Below are 14876 nucleotides of genomic sequence, written 5' to 3'. Positions count from 1 at the left end.
ACGCCACCGATGAGCACCGACACCCTGCTCCGCGTCGAAAAGGGCAACGCTGCCCCCGAGGAACTGGCCGCGATCACCGCGATCCTGCTGGCCCGCGCCGCCGCCACCCCGGAGACCGCCCCCGCCCGCACCCCCCGCTCCCAGGCCGGCTGGCGCCGCCTGGAGCGCACGCCGGGCTTCCGCGCCCCGCACAGCTGGCAGGGCTGAGCCCCGCGAGGCTCCGTACCGGGAGGCCCCGCACCCTCAAGGGGTGCGGGGCCTCCCGCATGCCCCGGTAAGCCCCTGAGCGCCGCTGAGCGCCCCGCGGGCCGGCGACAGGCTCCGGGGCAACGCCGAAGGCCCCCGCGTCCCGGACGCGGGGGCCTTCGTGTGCTGCGGGGGCCGCTAGCGCAGCCGCGCCATGAGGGCGTGCTCGACGAGCGTGATGAGTGCGCTCTTGGCGTCCGCGCGGTGGCGGGCGTCGGTGGTGATGATCGGGGCGTCCGGGCCGATCTGGAGGGCCTCGCGGACTTCCTCCGGGGTGTACGGCTGGTGTCCCTCGAAGCCGTTGAGCGCGATCACGAACGGCAGGCCGCTGTTCTCGAAGTAGTCGACGGCGGGGAAGCAGTCGGCGAGGCGGCGGGTGTCGACGAGCACGATCGCGCCGATGGCGCCTCGGACGAGGTCGTCCCACATGAACCAGAAGCGGTCCTGGCCCGGTGTGCCGAAGAGGTACAGGATCAGGTCCTGGTCCAGGGTGATGCGGCCGAAGTCCATGGCGACCGTGGTGGTCGTCTTGTCGCCCGTGTGGGTGAGGTCGTCGATCCCGGCGGAGGCGCTGGTCATGACGGCTTCGGTGCGCAGCGGGTTGATCTCGGAGACCGCGCCGACGAACGTGGTCTTGCCCACGCCGAAGCCGCCCGCCACCACGATCTTCGCGGAGGTGGTGGAGCGAGGAGCCGCTCCGCCGCTAGAGCTTGCGAAGTCCACTGAGCACCCTTTCGAGCAGTGTCACATCTGGCTGGCCGCCGGCAGACTCGTCGCCGCCGGGCTGATGAATGGCGACAAGGCCCGCCTCCGCCAGGTCGGCGACGAGGATGCGGGCGACACCAAGAGGAATGGAGAGAAGTGCCGAGATCTCCGCGACGGATTTGATCTCCTGGCACAGACGGCAGATGCGCTGGTGCTCGGGCAGCTGCCCTTGCAACCGCGCGGGATCGGCCGTGGTACTGACCAGCGCCTCGATGGCGAGCTGGTAGCGCGGCCGGGTACGGCCGCCGGTCATCGCGTACGGGCGCACCAGCGGATTGTGGGCCTTGGGAGCGGGCTGGCGCGCGGCGCGCGGCTGCTGCTGCGGGGGCACCTGTGGCTGCTGGTACTGCGGGGGCTGTCCGTACGGCTGCTGATAGGGGTTGTGCTCCGACACAGGCCGACTGGGAGCAGACGGGAAGTTGAAGCGGTTCTGGTCGTGCCCACCCTGCGGCTGCTGCGGGCCGCCATAGGGATGTCCTCCGGGTGTTGTCACGTTTCCTCCTCCGACTCCAAGTGCGCAGTGCTCCCTGTGGGACCGCGCCACCGCACCCTATGGTGCGATGGCGCGAAACGCACTGCCTGTCTGCTAGTTGAGAAGACTTCCCTGCAGCTCCGCACGCAGGTCCGGGGTGAGGACACTGCCCGCGCGATCCACCAGAAGAGCCATCTCGTAGCCCACGAGGCCGATGTCGCACTCGGGGTGCGCGAGCACCGCGAGCGAGGAACCGTCCGAGACGGACATGAGGAAGAGGAACCCCCGGTCCATCTCGACCACGGTCTGGTTGACGGCGCCGCCCTCGAAGATCCGGGAAGCCCCGGCGGTCAGCGAGGTCAGACCGGACGCCACCGCCGACAGCTGGTCGGCGCGGTCGCGCGGGAACCCGTCGGACATCGCCAGAAGCAGTCCGTCGGCGGAGACCACCACCGTGTGGGACACCCCGGGGGTGTTGTCCACGAAGTTGGTGATCAACCAGTTCAGGTTCTGTGCCGCCTGGCTCATCGGGCTCACACTAACGCTCCTGGTCATAGCTGTTACCTGACTGCTCGGAACCCGCGCTGCGTCCCTGCTGGACACCGCGCCGCAGGTTGCTCAACCTGCCGCGGACGTCCTCCGGGGCGCGGGAGACCTGTGGGCCTCCCTGCGGGGTCGTCTCCGCCGCACCCTCGACCAGGTTGGCCTTGGGTACCCGCCGAGGGAGACCGGACGGGGTGATCCCGCCCGCCTTCGGCTCACGGAGCTTGCCGGCCTGCTGCCAGCGATCGTCGTTGCGCGAACGCCAGGCCGCGGTGCCTTCGGTTTCCTCCGGGGCCTTCTCCGGTTCGGCGGGCTGCTGCTGACGCGGCGGCCGCTGCGCGAAGAGGGATCCGGTGGACTCCGCTTCCTTCTGTGCCGGCTGCCACTGCTGCTGGCTGCCGCGCCGCGGCAGACCCGCTCCGGTCATCTTGTGACCGGTGTCGGCATCGGTGTCCGGACGGTCGAAGCCTACGCGTTCCGGGGCCTGTTCGGCACCGGACGGTGATTCCGATTCGGTCCCGTAATCCTGCTGGTAGGCAGCCGGATACGTGTTCTGCTCGGGCCACTCGGCGGCTCCGGACTGGGCATCGTAGCCGCCGTCGTACGCCGGGGCGGCCTGCTGCCGGTCCTGGAGGCCGGCTTCCGGATAGCCGTATCCCTGCTGCGGGTAGGCGTCGAAGCCGGACTGCGCGCCCTGCTGCTCGTACGGGGCTTCGTAGCCCTGTTCGGGCTGCTGCTCGTAGCCCTGGTACGGCTGGTACCCGTGTTCAGGCTGGGGTTCCGGATACTCCGGGCCGGGGTACGCCGGTACGGCCTGGTGCGGCTGCTGGCCCTGCTCCTGCTGGCCGTATCCGGCCTGGGCCTCCAGCGCGGCCCGGCGCTCCTCGCGCCCCAGGGAGCGTCCGACCGGGTCGAGGCCGGGGCCGTCGGCGCCCTGCTGGTCGTACCGGGAGTCGTCGAAGCCGAGTTCGGCCGCGGTGCGCATCGCGGGCGCCTGGAGGGCCTGCTGCGGCTGCCGGGTCTGCTGCTCCGGGATGATCTGCGAGACCGTGAAGTCGCCGTCCGGTACGGCCTCGCCACCGCCACCGTGGGTGATGGCGTCGGGGAGCATGACCAGCGACGTGGTGCCGGCCGCCTCGCCCGAGGGGCGCAGCTGGACGCGGATGCTGTGGCGGTCCGCCAGCCGGCCGACCACGAACAGGCCCATGCGCTGCGAGATCGCGGCGTCCACGGTCGGCGGGTTGGCCAGCTTGTGGTTGATGTCCGCGAAGTCCTCGGCGGTGAGGCCGATGCCCTTGTCGTGGATCTCGATCATCACGCGGCCGTCGGGCAGGCGCGTCGCGTTGACCCGGACCTTGGTCTGCGGGGAGGAGAACGTGGTGGCGTTCTCCAGCAGCTCGGCGAGCAGGTGCACGAGGTCGGTCACGGCCTGGCCGTGGATCTCGGCGTCGGAGACGCCGGAGAGCTCGACGCGCTCGTACTGCTCCACCTCGGAGGAGGCGGCGCGCAGGACGTCGACGAGGGGGACCGGCTGGTCCCAGCGGCGGCCCGGCTCCTCACCCGCGAGGATGAGGAGGTTCTCGCCGTTGCGGCGCATGCGGGTGGCCAGGTGGTCCAGGCGGAAGAGGTTCTCCAGCTGGTCCGGGTCGGCCTCGTTGTTCTCCAGGTCGGTGATGAGGGTCAGCTGGCCCTCGATCAGGGACTGGTTGCGTATGGAGAGGTTCGTGAAGATCGCGTTGACGTTCCCCCGCAGGAGCGCCTGCTCGGCCGCGAGCCGTACCGCTTCCCGGTGGACCTGGTCGAAGGCGCGGGCGACCTCGCCGATCTCGTCCTGGGAGTCGATGGGGATCGGCCGGACCCGGGTGTCCACCTTGCCCGGGTCGGTGCGCGAGAGCTGGTCGACGAGCATGGGCAGGCGCTGCTCGGCGATGTCGAAGGCGGCGCCGCGCAGACCGCGCATCGCGCGGCCCATCTGCCGGGCCATGAGGCCCGCCAGGATGAAGGCGGCGAGCAGGGCCAGGACGACGATGGCGCCGTTGGTGATGGCGTCGTTGCGGGCCTCGTCGGAGATCGCGCCGGCCTCCTTGACGGCCCTGTCGAGGAATTCCCTCTCGATCTGGTCGTAGCCGTCGAACTTCGCGGTGGAGGCGAACTGCCAGGCGGCGGGCGTGGTGCCGTTCAGAGCCAGCTTGGCCTTGCTGTTGCCGCCGGCGATGTCCTCGGTCATGCCGGTGAGCGCGGATCCGTTGACGACCGGCGGCGGCTTGAAGGCGGTGCCCGCCTGCTCGGCGGCCGACTTGGCCTCGGCGAGCTTCTGCGCGCCTTCCTCGGACTTCTGCCCCATGACCTCCTTGAGGCGGTTGGTGTCCGCCTCGGTGCCGGCCGCGACGAACTCGCCGATGGCGATCTCTTCGAGGTAGGCGTAGGAGGTGAAGGCCACGAGCTGGGACTTGCGGATGTCCTCGTTGGTGCTCGGGCGGACCAGCAGGTGGGTGCCCACCGCGCGCTGCAGCGAGTTCGCCGCCTTGGCCAGCTGGATCGCGTAGACCATGCGGCCGTACGAGGTCACGTTGCCGGTGCCGAGGCCGAGCTCGTTGGCGAACTGCATGAGGTAGTGCTGGACCAGGACGTAGCCCTCTTCGGTGGGGATGGGGCCCGCCGAGTTGGGGAGGTTCTTCTTCGGGGTCTCGATCGCCGCCTGGTAGGCGGACTTCCGGACCAGCTCCAGCTTGGGCTCGTCCGCGCGGAAGAGCTCCAGACGGCGCTCCAGGCCCTGCTGCTTCGGCATGTCCTGGACGGCCTTGTCGAACTTGGCCTTGGCCGCGGTGGTCGCCGAGTAGGCCTTGGTGACCGTCTCGCTCTTGGTGTCGCCGCTCAGGAGCGGCTCGGCCGTGAGGTCGCGCTCGTTCAGCAGCGCCTGGCTGTACTCGGAGGAGGCCTGGACGACCCTGGCTATCTTCTCGGCGTCCTGGGCTTCGTTCCAGGTGTCCACGGAGCCCTTCACCTGGAACCCGCCCATGACCAGCCCGACGAGGGCGGGCACGAGCAGGATGGCGTTCAGGCGGGTCGGCACGCGCCAGTTGCGGGGTGCGAACCGGCTGGTGCTGCCGCTGCTGGCCGGTGGCTCCATGGGCGCGTCGACGGGCGACACGCCCGCTCTCGGCGGCGGGGTGAAGTTGCCGCGCGCGGGTTCATCCGCGGGGCTTGCGTTGCTTCGCCTCACTCGACCAACAACCTCTCCGCGGTGCTACTAGCTGGTTCGTTGAATTCCAGCACGGTTAACGGCCGTGTTCCAAACAGTTGAAATCGGCCATTCCCAGAGCCTTATGCCCCACATAAATCGGACATAAAGAGCTTCCGGCGGCAAAAATGGGGGAAGTTGTGAGCGTAGCGGCACCAACTGAACGCACCCTGTGCCCGGCCGGCGGGAATTCTCTGTCGAAACGTTATGAACGAGAGGGGCGGGCCGTGTCGCACGACACAACCCGCCCCTCCCGCGCGGCACCTGAACCGTGCTATTTGAGCCGCGCCATGAGGGCGTGCTCGACGAGCGTGATGAGTGCGCTCTTGGCGTCCGCGCGGTGGCGGGCGTCGGTGGTGATGATCGGGGCGTCCGGGCCGATCTGGAGGGCCTCGCGGACTTCCTCCGGGGTGTACGGCTGGTGTCCCTCGAAGCCGTTGAGCGCGACGACGAACGGCAGGCCGCTGTTCTCGAAGTAGTCGACGGCGGGGAAGCAGTCGGCGAGGCGGCGGGTGTCGACGAGCACGATCGCGCCGATGGCGCCTCGGACGAGGTCGTCCCACATGAACCAGAAGCGGTCCTGGCCCGGTGTGCCGAAGAGGTACAGGATCAGGTCCTGGTCCAGGGTGATGCGGCCGAAGTCCATCGCGACCGTGGTGGTCGTCTTGTCGCCCGTGTGGGTGAGGTCGTCGATCCCGGCGCTCGCGGAGGTCATCACCGCCTCGGTGCGCAGCGGGTTGATCTCGGAGACCGCGCCGACGAACGTGGTCTTGCCCACGCCGAAGCCGCCCGCCACCACGATCTTCGCGGAGGTGGTGGAGCGAGGAGCCGCTCCGCCGCTAGAGCTTGCGAAGTCCACTGAGCACCCTTTCGAGCAAAGTCACGTCCGGCGTGCCGCCGGCCTCTCCGTTGCCCGGCTGGTGGATGGCCACCATTCCGGCCTCCGCCAGGTCGGCGACGAGGATCCGGGCGACACCGAGCGGCATCGACAGCAGTGCAGAGACCTCCGCGACCGACTTGACCTCTCGGCACAGGGTGCAGATGCGCTGGTGCTCGGGGAGCAGGCCGGAGAGGTGCATCGGATCGGCGGTGGTGCTGACCAGCGCCTCTATGGCGAGCTGGTAGCGGGGCCGGGTCCGGCCGCCGGTCATCGCGTACGGACGCACCAGCGGCTGGTCGCCTTCCGAGTACGAATCTCCGTACGCATCGGGGTAGGCGGGGGGCGGGGTCATTGATCCTCCGGGCTGGACAGCAGTGGTCAGCGTGCCGTCTGACGGGGCGGCCGGTGGGGGGACGGTATGACGGCCTGTCGGGGGTACTTGGTTCCGGGGCACGGGCCCCGGTCTCCCGGCCGGAAGTACCGTCCGGCCGGGAGGGGAGAGGTCAGATGAGCAGGCTTCCCTGAAGCTCGGCGCGCAGGTCCGGGGTGAGGACACTGCCCGCGCGGTCCACGAGGAGGGCCATTTCGTAGCCCACGAGGCCGATGTCGCACTCGGGGTGTGCGAGCACGGCCAGCGAGGAACCGTCCGAGACGGACATGAGGAAGAGGAATCCCCGGTCCATCTCGACCACGGTCTGGTTGACGGCGCCGCCCTCGAAAATGCGGGAGGCGCCGGCCGTGAGGGAGGTCAGACCGGAGGCCACGGCCGCCAGCTGGTCGGCGCGGTCGCGCGGGAATCCTTCGGACATGGCCAGAAGGAGTCCGTCGGCGGAGACCACCACGGTGTGGGACACCCCGGGGGTGTTGTCCACGAAGTTGGTGATCAACCAGTTCAGGTTCTGTGCCGCCTGGCTCATCGAACTCAACTAACGCTCCTGCTGATAAGTGGGGTCGATGTGGTAACTGCCGGTCGCCGGACCGCTGGTGCCGGCTTGACGGCCCTGCTGGATACCGCGTCGGAGGTTGGTCAGACGGCCGCGGACGTCGTCCGGGGACCGGGAGACCTGAGGGCCGGCCTGCTCCTCGGCCTGCTGCTGCGCGGTGCCGGCCACGAGGTTCGCCCGCGGCACCCGGCGGGGCAGGCCCGAGGTCGTGATGCCGCCGGCGGCGGGCTGGCGCACGCGCTCGGCCTGCCGCATCAGCTCGTCGTTCGGCGAGGAGCGCCAGCTGACCGTCGGCATGGCGCCGGTGGCCGCCGCCGCGGTCTCGGCCACCTGCTCCTGGCCGCGCTGCGGCAGCTGCTGCTGCGGAGCGGATGCCGGGGCGGACTGCTGCGGCTGCTGGGGTACGGCCGGTCCCTGCGCGGGGGGCTGCTGCCCCTCCTCGCGGAACCAGTTCGACTCCAGCGTGTCGAAGATCGGGCTGCGCGCCTCGCCGGCACCCGGCGCCGGTGGCAGCGCCTCGGGCCGGGAGGCCGGCGGCAGGCCGACAGGCTCCGGACGCCGGGGCGGTACGGGCGCGAAGTCCGCGCCGGGCTGCGGCTGCGGCGGCTGGTACTGCTGCGGCTGGGGCTGCTGCGGGGCCTGGGGCTGGGGGGCGAAGCCGCCGACACCGGGACCGCCCGGCCGCTGGGGCTGGTACCCCGGGCGCTCGAACTGGCCGGTGGAGGACGGGTCCAGGGAACCGCGGACGTCCGGGCGCTCGAATTGTCCCGTGGTGCTGTTCAAGCCGTCGCCCTGGGGCATCGGGGCGTTGAAGTCCGGGCGGGCGAACTCGGAGGTCGAGCCGGGGCCCGACAGCTCGTCGTGGCCGCGCGCCTGGTCGGCGCCCCAGCTGGGGGTCTGCGGGCCGGGGAGCTCGGGACGCGGGGCGCCACCGCGCGGCGGCAGCTGCGGCCGGGGACCGCGCGAAGACGGGTCGGCGGGCTGCTGGGGCTGCTGCTGGGGGGGCTGGGCCGCCGGCTGCTGCGGCTGCGGCCGCTGGAAGCCGTTGCCCTGGGGGAACCCGGCGGGGCCGCCGGACCCCGGGGGCGGGGACGCCGGACGGGCCTGCGGGCCGCCCGAGAGGCCTCCGCCGGCGAAGCCGCCCGCGGAACCGCCCGCGCCGCCGCCGGCCGGGCCGCGACCCGGCATCGGGGCGCCGGAGCCGAAGGCTCCCTGGCCCTGGGCGGAGGTGGTCGGCCCGGCCTGCGGACGGCCGCCCGCCGCACCGGGACCGCCCTGCTGCGGGAGACCGCCCTGCGGGGACTGCTGGCCCTGCGGCCGCTGCTGGCCCGCACCGTCGCGGCCCGGCAGGGCGGTGCGCTGGCCGACCCCGGAGACCTGGCCGCGCTGGGGCGCCGTACCCACGGGGGGACGGGCGCCGCCGGACACGGAGGTCTGCGCGCCGGAGCCGCCCGGGGCGCCGCCGGGGCCGCCCTGGTTCGGCATCGGAGCCGGCTTCTTGCCGCCCTGGGCGACGTCCACCGGCAGCATGACGAGGGCCGTCGTACCGCCCGAGTCGGAGGGGCGCAGCTGGATGCGGATGCCGTGTCGCAGGGACAGGCGGCCGACCACGAACAGGCCCATGCGGCGGGAGACGGAGACGTCCACGGTCGGCGGAGCGGCGAGCCGCTCGTTGATCGCGGCGAGGTCCTCGGGGGACAGGCCGATGCCGGTGTCGTGGATCTCGACGAGCACGCGTCCGTCCGGCAGCGCGTGGCCGGTGACCTTGACCTTGGTCTGCGGGGAGGAGAACGAAGTGGCGTTCTCCAGCAGCTCGGCGAGCAGGTGCACGAGGTCGTTGACGACGCGGCCGGCGACGTCGGTGCCCGGCACCGACGTGAGCTCGATGCGCTCGTACTGCTCCACCTCGGACGCGGCGGCGCGGAGCACGTCGACGAGCGGGACGGGGCGGGTCCACCGGCGGCCCGGCTCCTCGCCCGCGAGGACGAGGAGGTTCTCGCCGTTACGGCGCATGCGGGTCGCGAGGTGGTCGAGCTTGAAGAGCGAGGACAGCTGGTCCGGGTCGGCCTCGCGCGACTCCAGCTCGGAGATGAGCGAGAGCTGACGCTGGATGAGGCCCTGGGAACGGCGCGAGAGGTTGGTGAACATCGCGTTGACGTTGCCCCGGAGGAGGGCCTGCTCGGCGGCGAGGCGGACGGCCTCGCGGTGCACGTCGTCGAAGGCCGCGGCGACCTGGCCGATCTCGTCGCGGGTGTGCAGGCCGACCGACTCCACGGACGTGTCGACGTCCTGCGGGTCGGACTCGGAGAGCTGCTTGACGAGCTCGGGGAGGCGGTCCTGGGCGACGCGCGTCGCGGTGTCCTGAAGGCGGCGCAGCGAGCGGATCATCGACCGGGCCATGACGAAGGCGCCGACGAGGGAGACACCGAGGACGAGGAGGATCAGCGCACCGTTGAGGATGGCGTCCTGCTGCGACTCGTTCTTGAGCTCGCGGGCCTTCTGCTCCATGTCCTCGAGCAGGGTGAGCTCGATGACCTTCATCGCCTGGAGCTTGGTGCCGTCGGCGTCGTACCAGTCCATCCAGGAGCGGTACTGCTGCTCCTTGGCGAACTGCCCCTCGGTGCTCAGGACGCGGCGGGTGAAGTGGTCGGCCTTGCCGATCTCCTGGTTGCCGTCGCCGAGCGCGGCGAGGAGCTCCTCGGGCTTGCCCTGGTAGACGAGTTCGAAGGTCTTCTTCGCCTGGCTCTCGCCGCGGAGGGCGGAGAGCGCGTACAAACGGTCGTTCTCGCCGAGGCTGCCCTGCTTCTCGCCGCTGTCGGGGAGCGAGGCGGCGATGACGGCACGCTGGATGGAGGCGTACTCCTTGGCGGAGGAGAACGCCGCCAGGGCGCGCGTGCGCTTGATCATCTCGGGGTTCGAGGTGGCCTGCGCCATGTCCTGGGAGAGGGAGAGCAGCGAGACGATCAGCGCGTTGTACTCGGTGATGGTCTGCTGGGCGCCGTTGGCGTACGCCTTCTTGCGGATGTCCTCGATGCCGGTGAGCTGGCGGCCGATCTGCAGGATGTTGTTGCGGATCGACTTGAGCGTCTCGTCCTTGTCCTCCGCGCTGTCGACCTTGTCGGTCGCGGAGGCGAAGGCCTTGGCCGCGGTGTCGGTCTGCTCCCGGACACCGTCGACGATGCTGTTGCTCTTGCCGTTCTTGGTGATCGACATCGGACCCGCCGACATGTCCCGCTCCTCCTGGAGCATGGCGGCCAGGTTGGTGGCCTGCCGGGTCATGGTCGTCAGCAGCTGCATGTGCTCCAGCTGGGCGATGTCGTTCATCGAGTCGTTGATGCGGAAGCCGCCGAGCGTGGTGGCGGCGACGACGGGCAGGGTCAGCAGCGACACCAGTCGCGTGCTGATGCGCCAGTTCTGCATGGCGAGACGAGAGCCGGGCCCGCTGGGGGCCTTCGGTATCGCCACGTCCTGCGTCGCCGGCGTCGCCTTGACGGCCGCCTTGCCCTTGCCGGGCTTCCCGCGACCCTTCACCTTCACCGTGGTGGAGGCATGGGGGTTCGCCCCTTCGACAGCCGGCCCGCGGTTCTGGGCGTGCTGGGGTGAGGAGCCACGGTCGGTCCCGCCGCGCGGCTCCTGCTCCGCCGCAGCGCTGCCATCCCTCTTGAATCGTCCCTGCACTAGCGTCGCAACCTCTGGACCAGGCGCCCTACCGGTGACCGGCGGGACGGTGTCGAGTCGTGGGGCACTAACGGCCCCATGTGTGGTCGTCGGTGACCGGCGCGTTTCCCTCTCCTTGCCGCCGCGCTCGGCGCTGGTTCGCGCCACCTGCGCGCCGACTGTTTCCCGCGGCGGTCCCGCGAATTCCAGCACAGTGGAGGATCTCCAACAAGGTGCGCGTGTCGGCCCGGGGAGTCGGTGACGGCACGTGACAGACGGGCTACACGATGTGGGGCTGCTTTCGGGAGGAACCGGACTTACGCCAACCAAACCCCAAGGCTGGCAAGGTGTCCCAGTCGCGATGATCAGGAGCGGAATGGCGCATTCAGTAGCGCAATGTCCGCTTTGTTAGCCGGATGTGACTGTCTGTTATGTCAGTTATGTCGGGTCACGGGTGAGCAAACTCACACAGTCGTGGCCAATACTTCCCGGTTCCGCGGGGGATTCAGATGTTTAGCCTTGCCCCTTAAAGGGTTGGCACACGCGCAGCCGTCCATCCACGAGACCGAACCGAGGACCCCGAACTCCGATGAAGACGACGACGATGTTCCGCAACATTGCCAACCCCCGCCGCACCACCCTCGCGCACCTGAAGGACGCAGAGGAGCTGCAGGCGGCCCCGGCCGTCCCGGAGCACGCCGTCGAGCTGCCGGCGCAGACCGCGAACCCGCGCCGCACCGTCCTGATGGACGCGCCGGTCGCCGCCGCGCAGTAGGCGCCGCGCAAACGGACGCGGACCGCCCCTGTCCGCCGCGTTAGCCTGGAGTCCGCAGACTCCAGCCAGCGGACATACAGAGGGGCAGACGCAACACGTGCGCATCGCCAGGTTCTCCATCGACGGCAATGTCGCGTTCGGCGCGGTCGAGGGCAGCACTGCCCCCGGCGCCGAAGGTGAGCTCGTCCTCGACATCATCAAGGGGATTCCGTTCGCGGACTTCGAGCTCTCCGGGGTGAAGGTCCCGCTCGGCAAGGTCCGGCTGCTGCCGCCCGTGCTCCCGAACAAGGTCGTGGCCGTGGGCCGCAACTACGCGGAGCACGCGGCGGAGCTCGGCCACTCGGTCGTCGACGACCGGGGCCGCCTCGAACCGCCGATCACGTTCTTCAAGCCCTCCACCTCGGTAGTGGGCTCGGGCGACCCGATCACGTACCCCTCCTTCTCGCAGGACCTCCACCACGAGGCGGAGCTCGCCGTGGTCATCGGCCGGATGTGCCGCGAGGTCCCGAAGGAGCGCGTCAAGGACGTGATCCTCGGCTACACCTGCGCCAACGACGTCACCGCGCGCGACGTCCAGCAGCGCGAGAAGCAGTGGGCCCGGGCCAAGGGCTTCGACAGCTCCTGCCCCCTCGGCCCCTGGATCGAGACCGACCTCGACCCGGCCGACCTGACCATCCAGTGCACCGTCAACGGCGAACAGCGTCAGCTCGGCCGCACCAGTGACATGGTCCGGTCCATCGAGGACCTCGTCGTCCACATCTCCGAGGCCATGACGCTGCTCCCCGGCGACGTCATCCTGACGGGCACCCCGGCCGGAGTCGGCCCCCTGAACGTCGGCGACGAGGTCGCCGTCACCATCGAAGGCATCGGCACTCTCACCAACAAGGTGATCAAGCGTGGCTAACGCGAACTTCCGCGTACGTTTCTGTCCCTCCCCGACCGGCAACCCCCACGTGGGCCTGGTCCGGACCGCCCTCTTCAACTGGGCGTTCGCCCGGCACCACGGCGGCACGTTCGTCTTCCGCATCGAGGACACCGACGCGGCGCGCGACTCCGAGGAGTCGTACGACCAGCTGCTCGACTCGCTGCGCTGGCTCGGCTTCACCTGGGACGAGGGCCCCGAGGTGGGCGGCCCGCACGCCCCGTACCGCCAGTCGCAGCGCATGGACATCTACGCGGACGTGGCGAAGAAGCTCCAGGACGGCGGCTACGCCTACCGCTGCTACTGCACCACCGAGGAGCTCGACCAGCGCCGCGACGCCGCCCGCGCCGCCGGCCGCCCCTCCGGCTACGACGGCCACTGCCGCGACCTCGACGCCGAGCAGAAGGCCGCGTACGAGGCCGGGGGCCGCACCTCGATCGTCCGCTTCCGGATGCCCGACGAGACGATCACCTTCACCGACCTGGTCCGCGGCGAGCTCTCCTTCAGCCCGGAGAACGTGCCGGACTTCGGCATCGTCCGGGCCAACGGCGCCCCGCTGTACACGCTGGTCAACCCCGTCGACGACGCGCTGATGGAGATCACGCACGTCCTGCGCGGCGAGGACCTGCTGTCCTCCACCCCCCGGCAGATCGCCCTGTACAAGGCGCTGATCGAGCTCGGCATCGCCAAGGGCGTCCCGGACTTCGGCCACCTCCCGTACGTCATGGGCGAGGGGAACAAGAAGCTCTCCAAGCGCGACCCGGAGTCCTCGCTCAACCTGTACCGCGAGCGCGGCTTCCTCCCCGAGGGCCTGCTGAACTACCTCTCGCTCCTCGGCTGGTCCTTCTCCAAGGACCAGGACATCTTCTCGATCGAGGAGATGGTGGCGAAGTTCGACATCCCGGACGTCAACGCCAACCCGGCGCGCTTCGACCTCAAGAAGGCCGAGGCCATCAACGCCGACCACATCCGCCTGCTGGACCCGAAGGCCTTCGCGGACGCCTGCGGCCCGTGGCTGCGGGCCCCGCACGCGAACTGGGCCCCGGAGGACTTCGACGCCGACGCCTGGGCGGCCATCGCGCCGTACGCCCAGACCCGCGTGACCGTCCTGTCGGACATCACCGCGAACGTCGACTTCCTGTTCCTGAAGCAGCCGGTCGAGGACCAGGCGTCCTGGGACAAGGCGATGAAGGGCGAGCCCGCGGCGCTGCTGACGACGGCCCGCGAGAACCTCGCCGCCGCCGACTGGAACGACCCGGAGTCCCTCAAGCAGGCCGTCCTGACCGCCGGCGAGGCCCACGGCCTCAAGCTCGGCAAGGCCCAGGCACCGGTCCGCGTGGCCGTCACCGGTCGCACGGTCGGCCTGCCGCTCTTCGAGTCCCTGCAGATCCTGGGCCAGGAGCGCTCGCTGTCCCGCATCGACGCCGCCCTGGCGAAGCTCGCCGGCTGACCGCCGCGCCGCGCACACGAGGCCCGGCCCCGGAAGCACGCTTCCGGGGCCGGGCCTCTTCGCCGTATCCGGGGTGCGGCGGACCGCCTCCTCGCATACTTGGCCCATGGTGATCAGAGCCGTGCTGTGGGACATCGACGACACCCTGTTCGACTACACCGGCGCCGACCGGGCCGGCCTGGCGCGGCAGCTCGCCGACGAGGGGCTGGAGGGCCGGTACGGGTCCCCGGCGCAAGCGCTGGCGCTGTGGCGGGAGATCACCGAACGGCACTGGGCCCGCTTCGCCGCCGGGCAGGTGGACTTCCGGGAACAGCGCCGCGACCGGGTCCGGGACTTCCTGGGCGCGCCGGCCATGACCGGCGCCGAGACGGACTCCTGGTTCGACCGGTACGTCACGCACTACAAGGCCGCCTGGGTCGTCTTCCCCGACGTGGTTTCCGTCCTGGATTCCCTGGCCGCCGGCTACCGGCACGGGGTGCTCAGCAACTCCTCCGTCGCCAACCAGGACCCGAAGCTGCGCCACCTCGGGCTGCGCGACCGCTTCGAGGTGCTGGTCTGCGCCGCCGAGCTCGGGGTGAGCAAGCCCGAGGCCGCCGCTTTCCTCGCCGCGTGCGAGGCGCTCGGGCTGCGGCCCGGCGAGGTGGCGTACGTGGGGGACCAGCCGGAGATCGACGCCCGCGGGGCCCGTGACGCCGGCCTGCTGGCGGTCTGGCTGGACCGCGACGGAGGCCGGGGACCGGGGCCCGGAGGGATCCACCGCATCGAGGGGCTTGACCGGCTGCCGGAGCTGCTGGCAGGGGATACCCGTTTTGGAGCACGGTCAGGCATCCGGTAATGTTCTTTCTGCGCCGCCGGAGCGGGCCGAAAGGCCGGACGGAGGCGCCACCCAAAGAAAAACCCCGACAAGGGGTTGACTTATGGTGGGGTATAGTGTAATTGGCAACACGAGGGTTTCTGGTTCCCTTATTCTAGGTTCGAGTC

13 protein-coding genes are annotated in these 14876 nt (G+C 70.6%); 5 read left to right on the top strand and 8 right to left on the bottom strand.

Annotated elements, in window-relative coordinates; all coding sequences use genetic code 11:
- Positions 1-9 precede the first annotated feature (9 nt).
- Positions 10-207, top strand: a complete 198-nt coding sequence (locus tag ACFWW8_RS12760) for an acyl-CoA carboxylase subunit epsilon (RefSeq protein WP_267717656.1) — start codon at positions 10-12, stop codon at positions 205-207.
- Between the two features lie 177 nt (positions 208-384).
- Here the strand turns inward: ACFWW8_RS12760 and ACFWW8_RS12755 are convergent, their stop codons facing one another.
- The 8 genes from ACFWW8_RS12755 to ACFWW8_RS12720 form a co-directional block, all read right to left on the bottom strand.
- The gene (locus ACFWW8_RS12755; RefSeq protein ID WP_267717655.1) at positions 385-969 is read right to left on the bottom strand and encodes an ATP/GTP-binding protein; all 585 of its coding nucleotides are present in this window, start codon (positions 967-969) and stop codon (positions 385-387) included.
- On the bottom strand, positions 950-1504 hold the full coding sequence (locus ACFWW8_RS12750; RefSeq protein WP_386527318.1) for a DUF742 domain-containing protein: 555 nt from the start codon (positions 1502-1504) through the stop codon (positions 950-952). Before ACFWW8_RS12750 ends, ACFWW8_RS12755 begins: the two co-directional genes overlap by 20 nt.
- Positions 1505-1597: 93 nt before the next feature.
- On the bottom strand, positions 1598-2011 hold the full coding sequence (locus ACFWW8_RS12745) for a roadblock/LC7 domain-containing protein (RefSeq protein ID WP_267717653.1): 414 nt from the start codon (positions 2009-2011) through the stop codon (positions 1598-1600).
- 10 nt (positions 2012-2021) lie between these two features.
- The gene (locus ACFWW8_RS12740) at positions 2022-5249 is read right to left on the bottom strand and encodes a nitrate- and nitrite sensing domain-containing protein (RefSeq protein WP_386527315.1); all 3228 of its coding nucleotides are present in this window, start codon (positions 5247-5249) and stop codon (positions 2022-2024) included.
- Between the two features lie 292 nt (positions 5250-5541).
- Positions 5542-6126 (bottom strand): ATP/GTP-binding protein, encoded by a 585-nt coding sequence (locus ACFWW8_RS12735; RefSeq protein ID WP_385229961.1) that lies wholly within the window; start codon positions 6124-6126, stop codon positions 5542-5544.
- Positions 6107-6499, bottom strand: coding sequence for a DUF742 domain-containing protein (locus tag ACFWW8_RS12730; RefSeq protein WP_007266775.1), 393 nt, complete (start codon positions 6497-6499; stop codon positions 6107-6109). The genes ACFWW8_RS12735 and ACFWW8_RS12730 overlap by 20 nt, the downstream gene beginning before the upstream one ends.
- A gap of 151 nt (positions 6500-6650) precedes the next feature.
- On the bottom strand, positions 6651-7064 hold the full coding sequence (locus tag ACFWW8_RS12725; RefSeq protein WP_008739864.1) for a roadblock/LC7 domain-containing protein: 414 nt from the start codon (positions 7062-7064) through the stop codon (positions 6651-6653).
- A gap of 9 nt (positions 7065-7073) precedes the next feature.
- Entirely contained in the window at positions 7074-10769 is a 3696-nt protein-coding gene (locus tag ACFWW8_RS12720; protein ID WP_386527311.1) for a nitrate- and nitrite sensing domain-containing protein, read from the bottom strand.
- A 568-nt stretch (positions 10770-11337) separates the two neighbouring features.
- Here ACFWW8_RS12720 and ACFWW8_RS12715 point away from each other — a divergent pair.
- From ACFWW8_RS12715 to ACFWW8_RS12700, 4 genes are all read left to right on the top strand, one after another.
- Positions 11338-11523 carry a hypothetical protein gene (locus tag ACFWW8_RS12715; protein ID WP_386527308.1) on the top strand — a complete coding sequence of 62 codons (186 nt, stop codon included), beginning with the start codon at positions 11338-11340 and terminating at the stop codon, positions 11521-11523.
- A 97-nt stretch (positions 11524-11620) separates the two neighbouring features.
- Positions 11621-12427 carry a fumarylacetoacetate hydrolase family protein gene (locus tag ACFWW8_RS12710; protein ID WP_386527307.1) on the top strand — a complete coding sequence of 269 codons (807 nt, stop codon included), beginning with the start codon at positions 11621-11623 and terminating at the stop codon, positions 12425-12427.
- Positions 12420-13895, top strand: a complete 1476-nt coding sequence (gltX, locus tag ACFWW8_RS12705) for a glutamate--tRNA ligase (RefSeq protein WP_386527304.1) — start codon at positions 12420-12422, stop codon at positions 13893-13895. Before ACFWW8_RS12710 ends, gltX begins: the two co-directional genes overlap by 8 nt.
- A gap of 106 nt (positions 13896-14001) precedes the next feature.
- Positions 14002-14730 carry an HAD family hydrolase gene (locus ACFWW8_RS12700; RefSeq protein WP_386527302.1) on the top strand — a complete coding sequence of 243 codons (729 nt, stop codon included), beginning with the start codon at positions 14002-14004 and terminating at the stop codon, positions 14728-14730.
- The last annotated feature ends 146 nt before the right edge of the window (positions 14731-14876 follow it).

It is taken from the genome of Streptomyces sp. NPDC058701 (genome assembly GCF_042715295.1).
Lineage (GTDB): Bacteria > Actinomycetota > Actinomycetes > Streptomycetales > Streptomycetaceae > Streptomyces.
This window is presented reverse-complemented; position numbering and strand designations above follow the sequence as displayed.

Coding starts and splice junctions, on each gene's coding strand:
- ACFWW8_RS12760 (WP_267717656.1), top strand. CDS start 10: ATGAGCACCGACACCCTGCTCCGCGTCGAAAAGGGCAACGCTGCCCCC.
- ACFWW8_RS12745 (WP_267717653.1), bottom strand. CDS start 2,011: ATGAGCCAGGCGGCACAGAACCTGAACTGGTTGATCACCAACTTCGTG.
- ACFWW8_RS12730 (WP_007266775.1), bottom strand. CDS start 6,499: ATGACCCCGCCCCCCGCCTACCCCGATGCGTACGGAGATTCGTACTCG.
- ACFWW8_RS12725 (WP_008739864.1), bottom strand. CDS start 7,064: ATGAGCCAGGCGGCACAGAACCTGAACTGGTTGATCACCAACTTCGTG.
- ACFWW8_RS12715 (WP_386527308.1), top strand. CDS start 11,338: ATGAAGACGACGACGATGTTCCGCAACATTGCCAACCCCCGCCGCACC.
- ACFWW8_RS12700 (WP_386527302.1), top strand. CDS start 14,002: ATGGTGATCAGAGCCGTGCTGTGGGACATCGACGACACCCTGTTCGAC.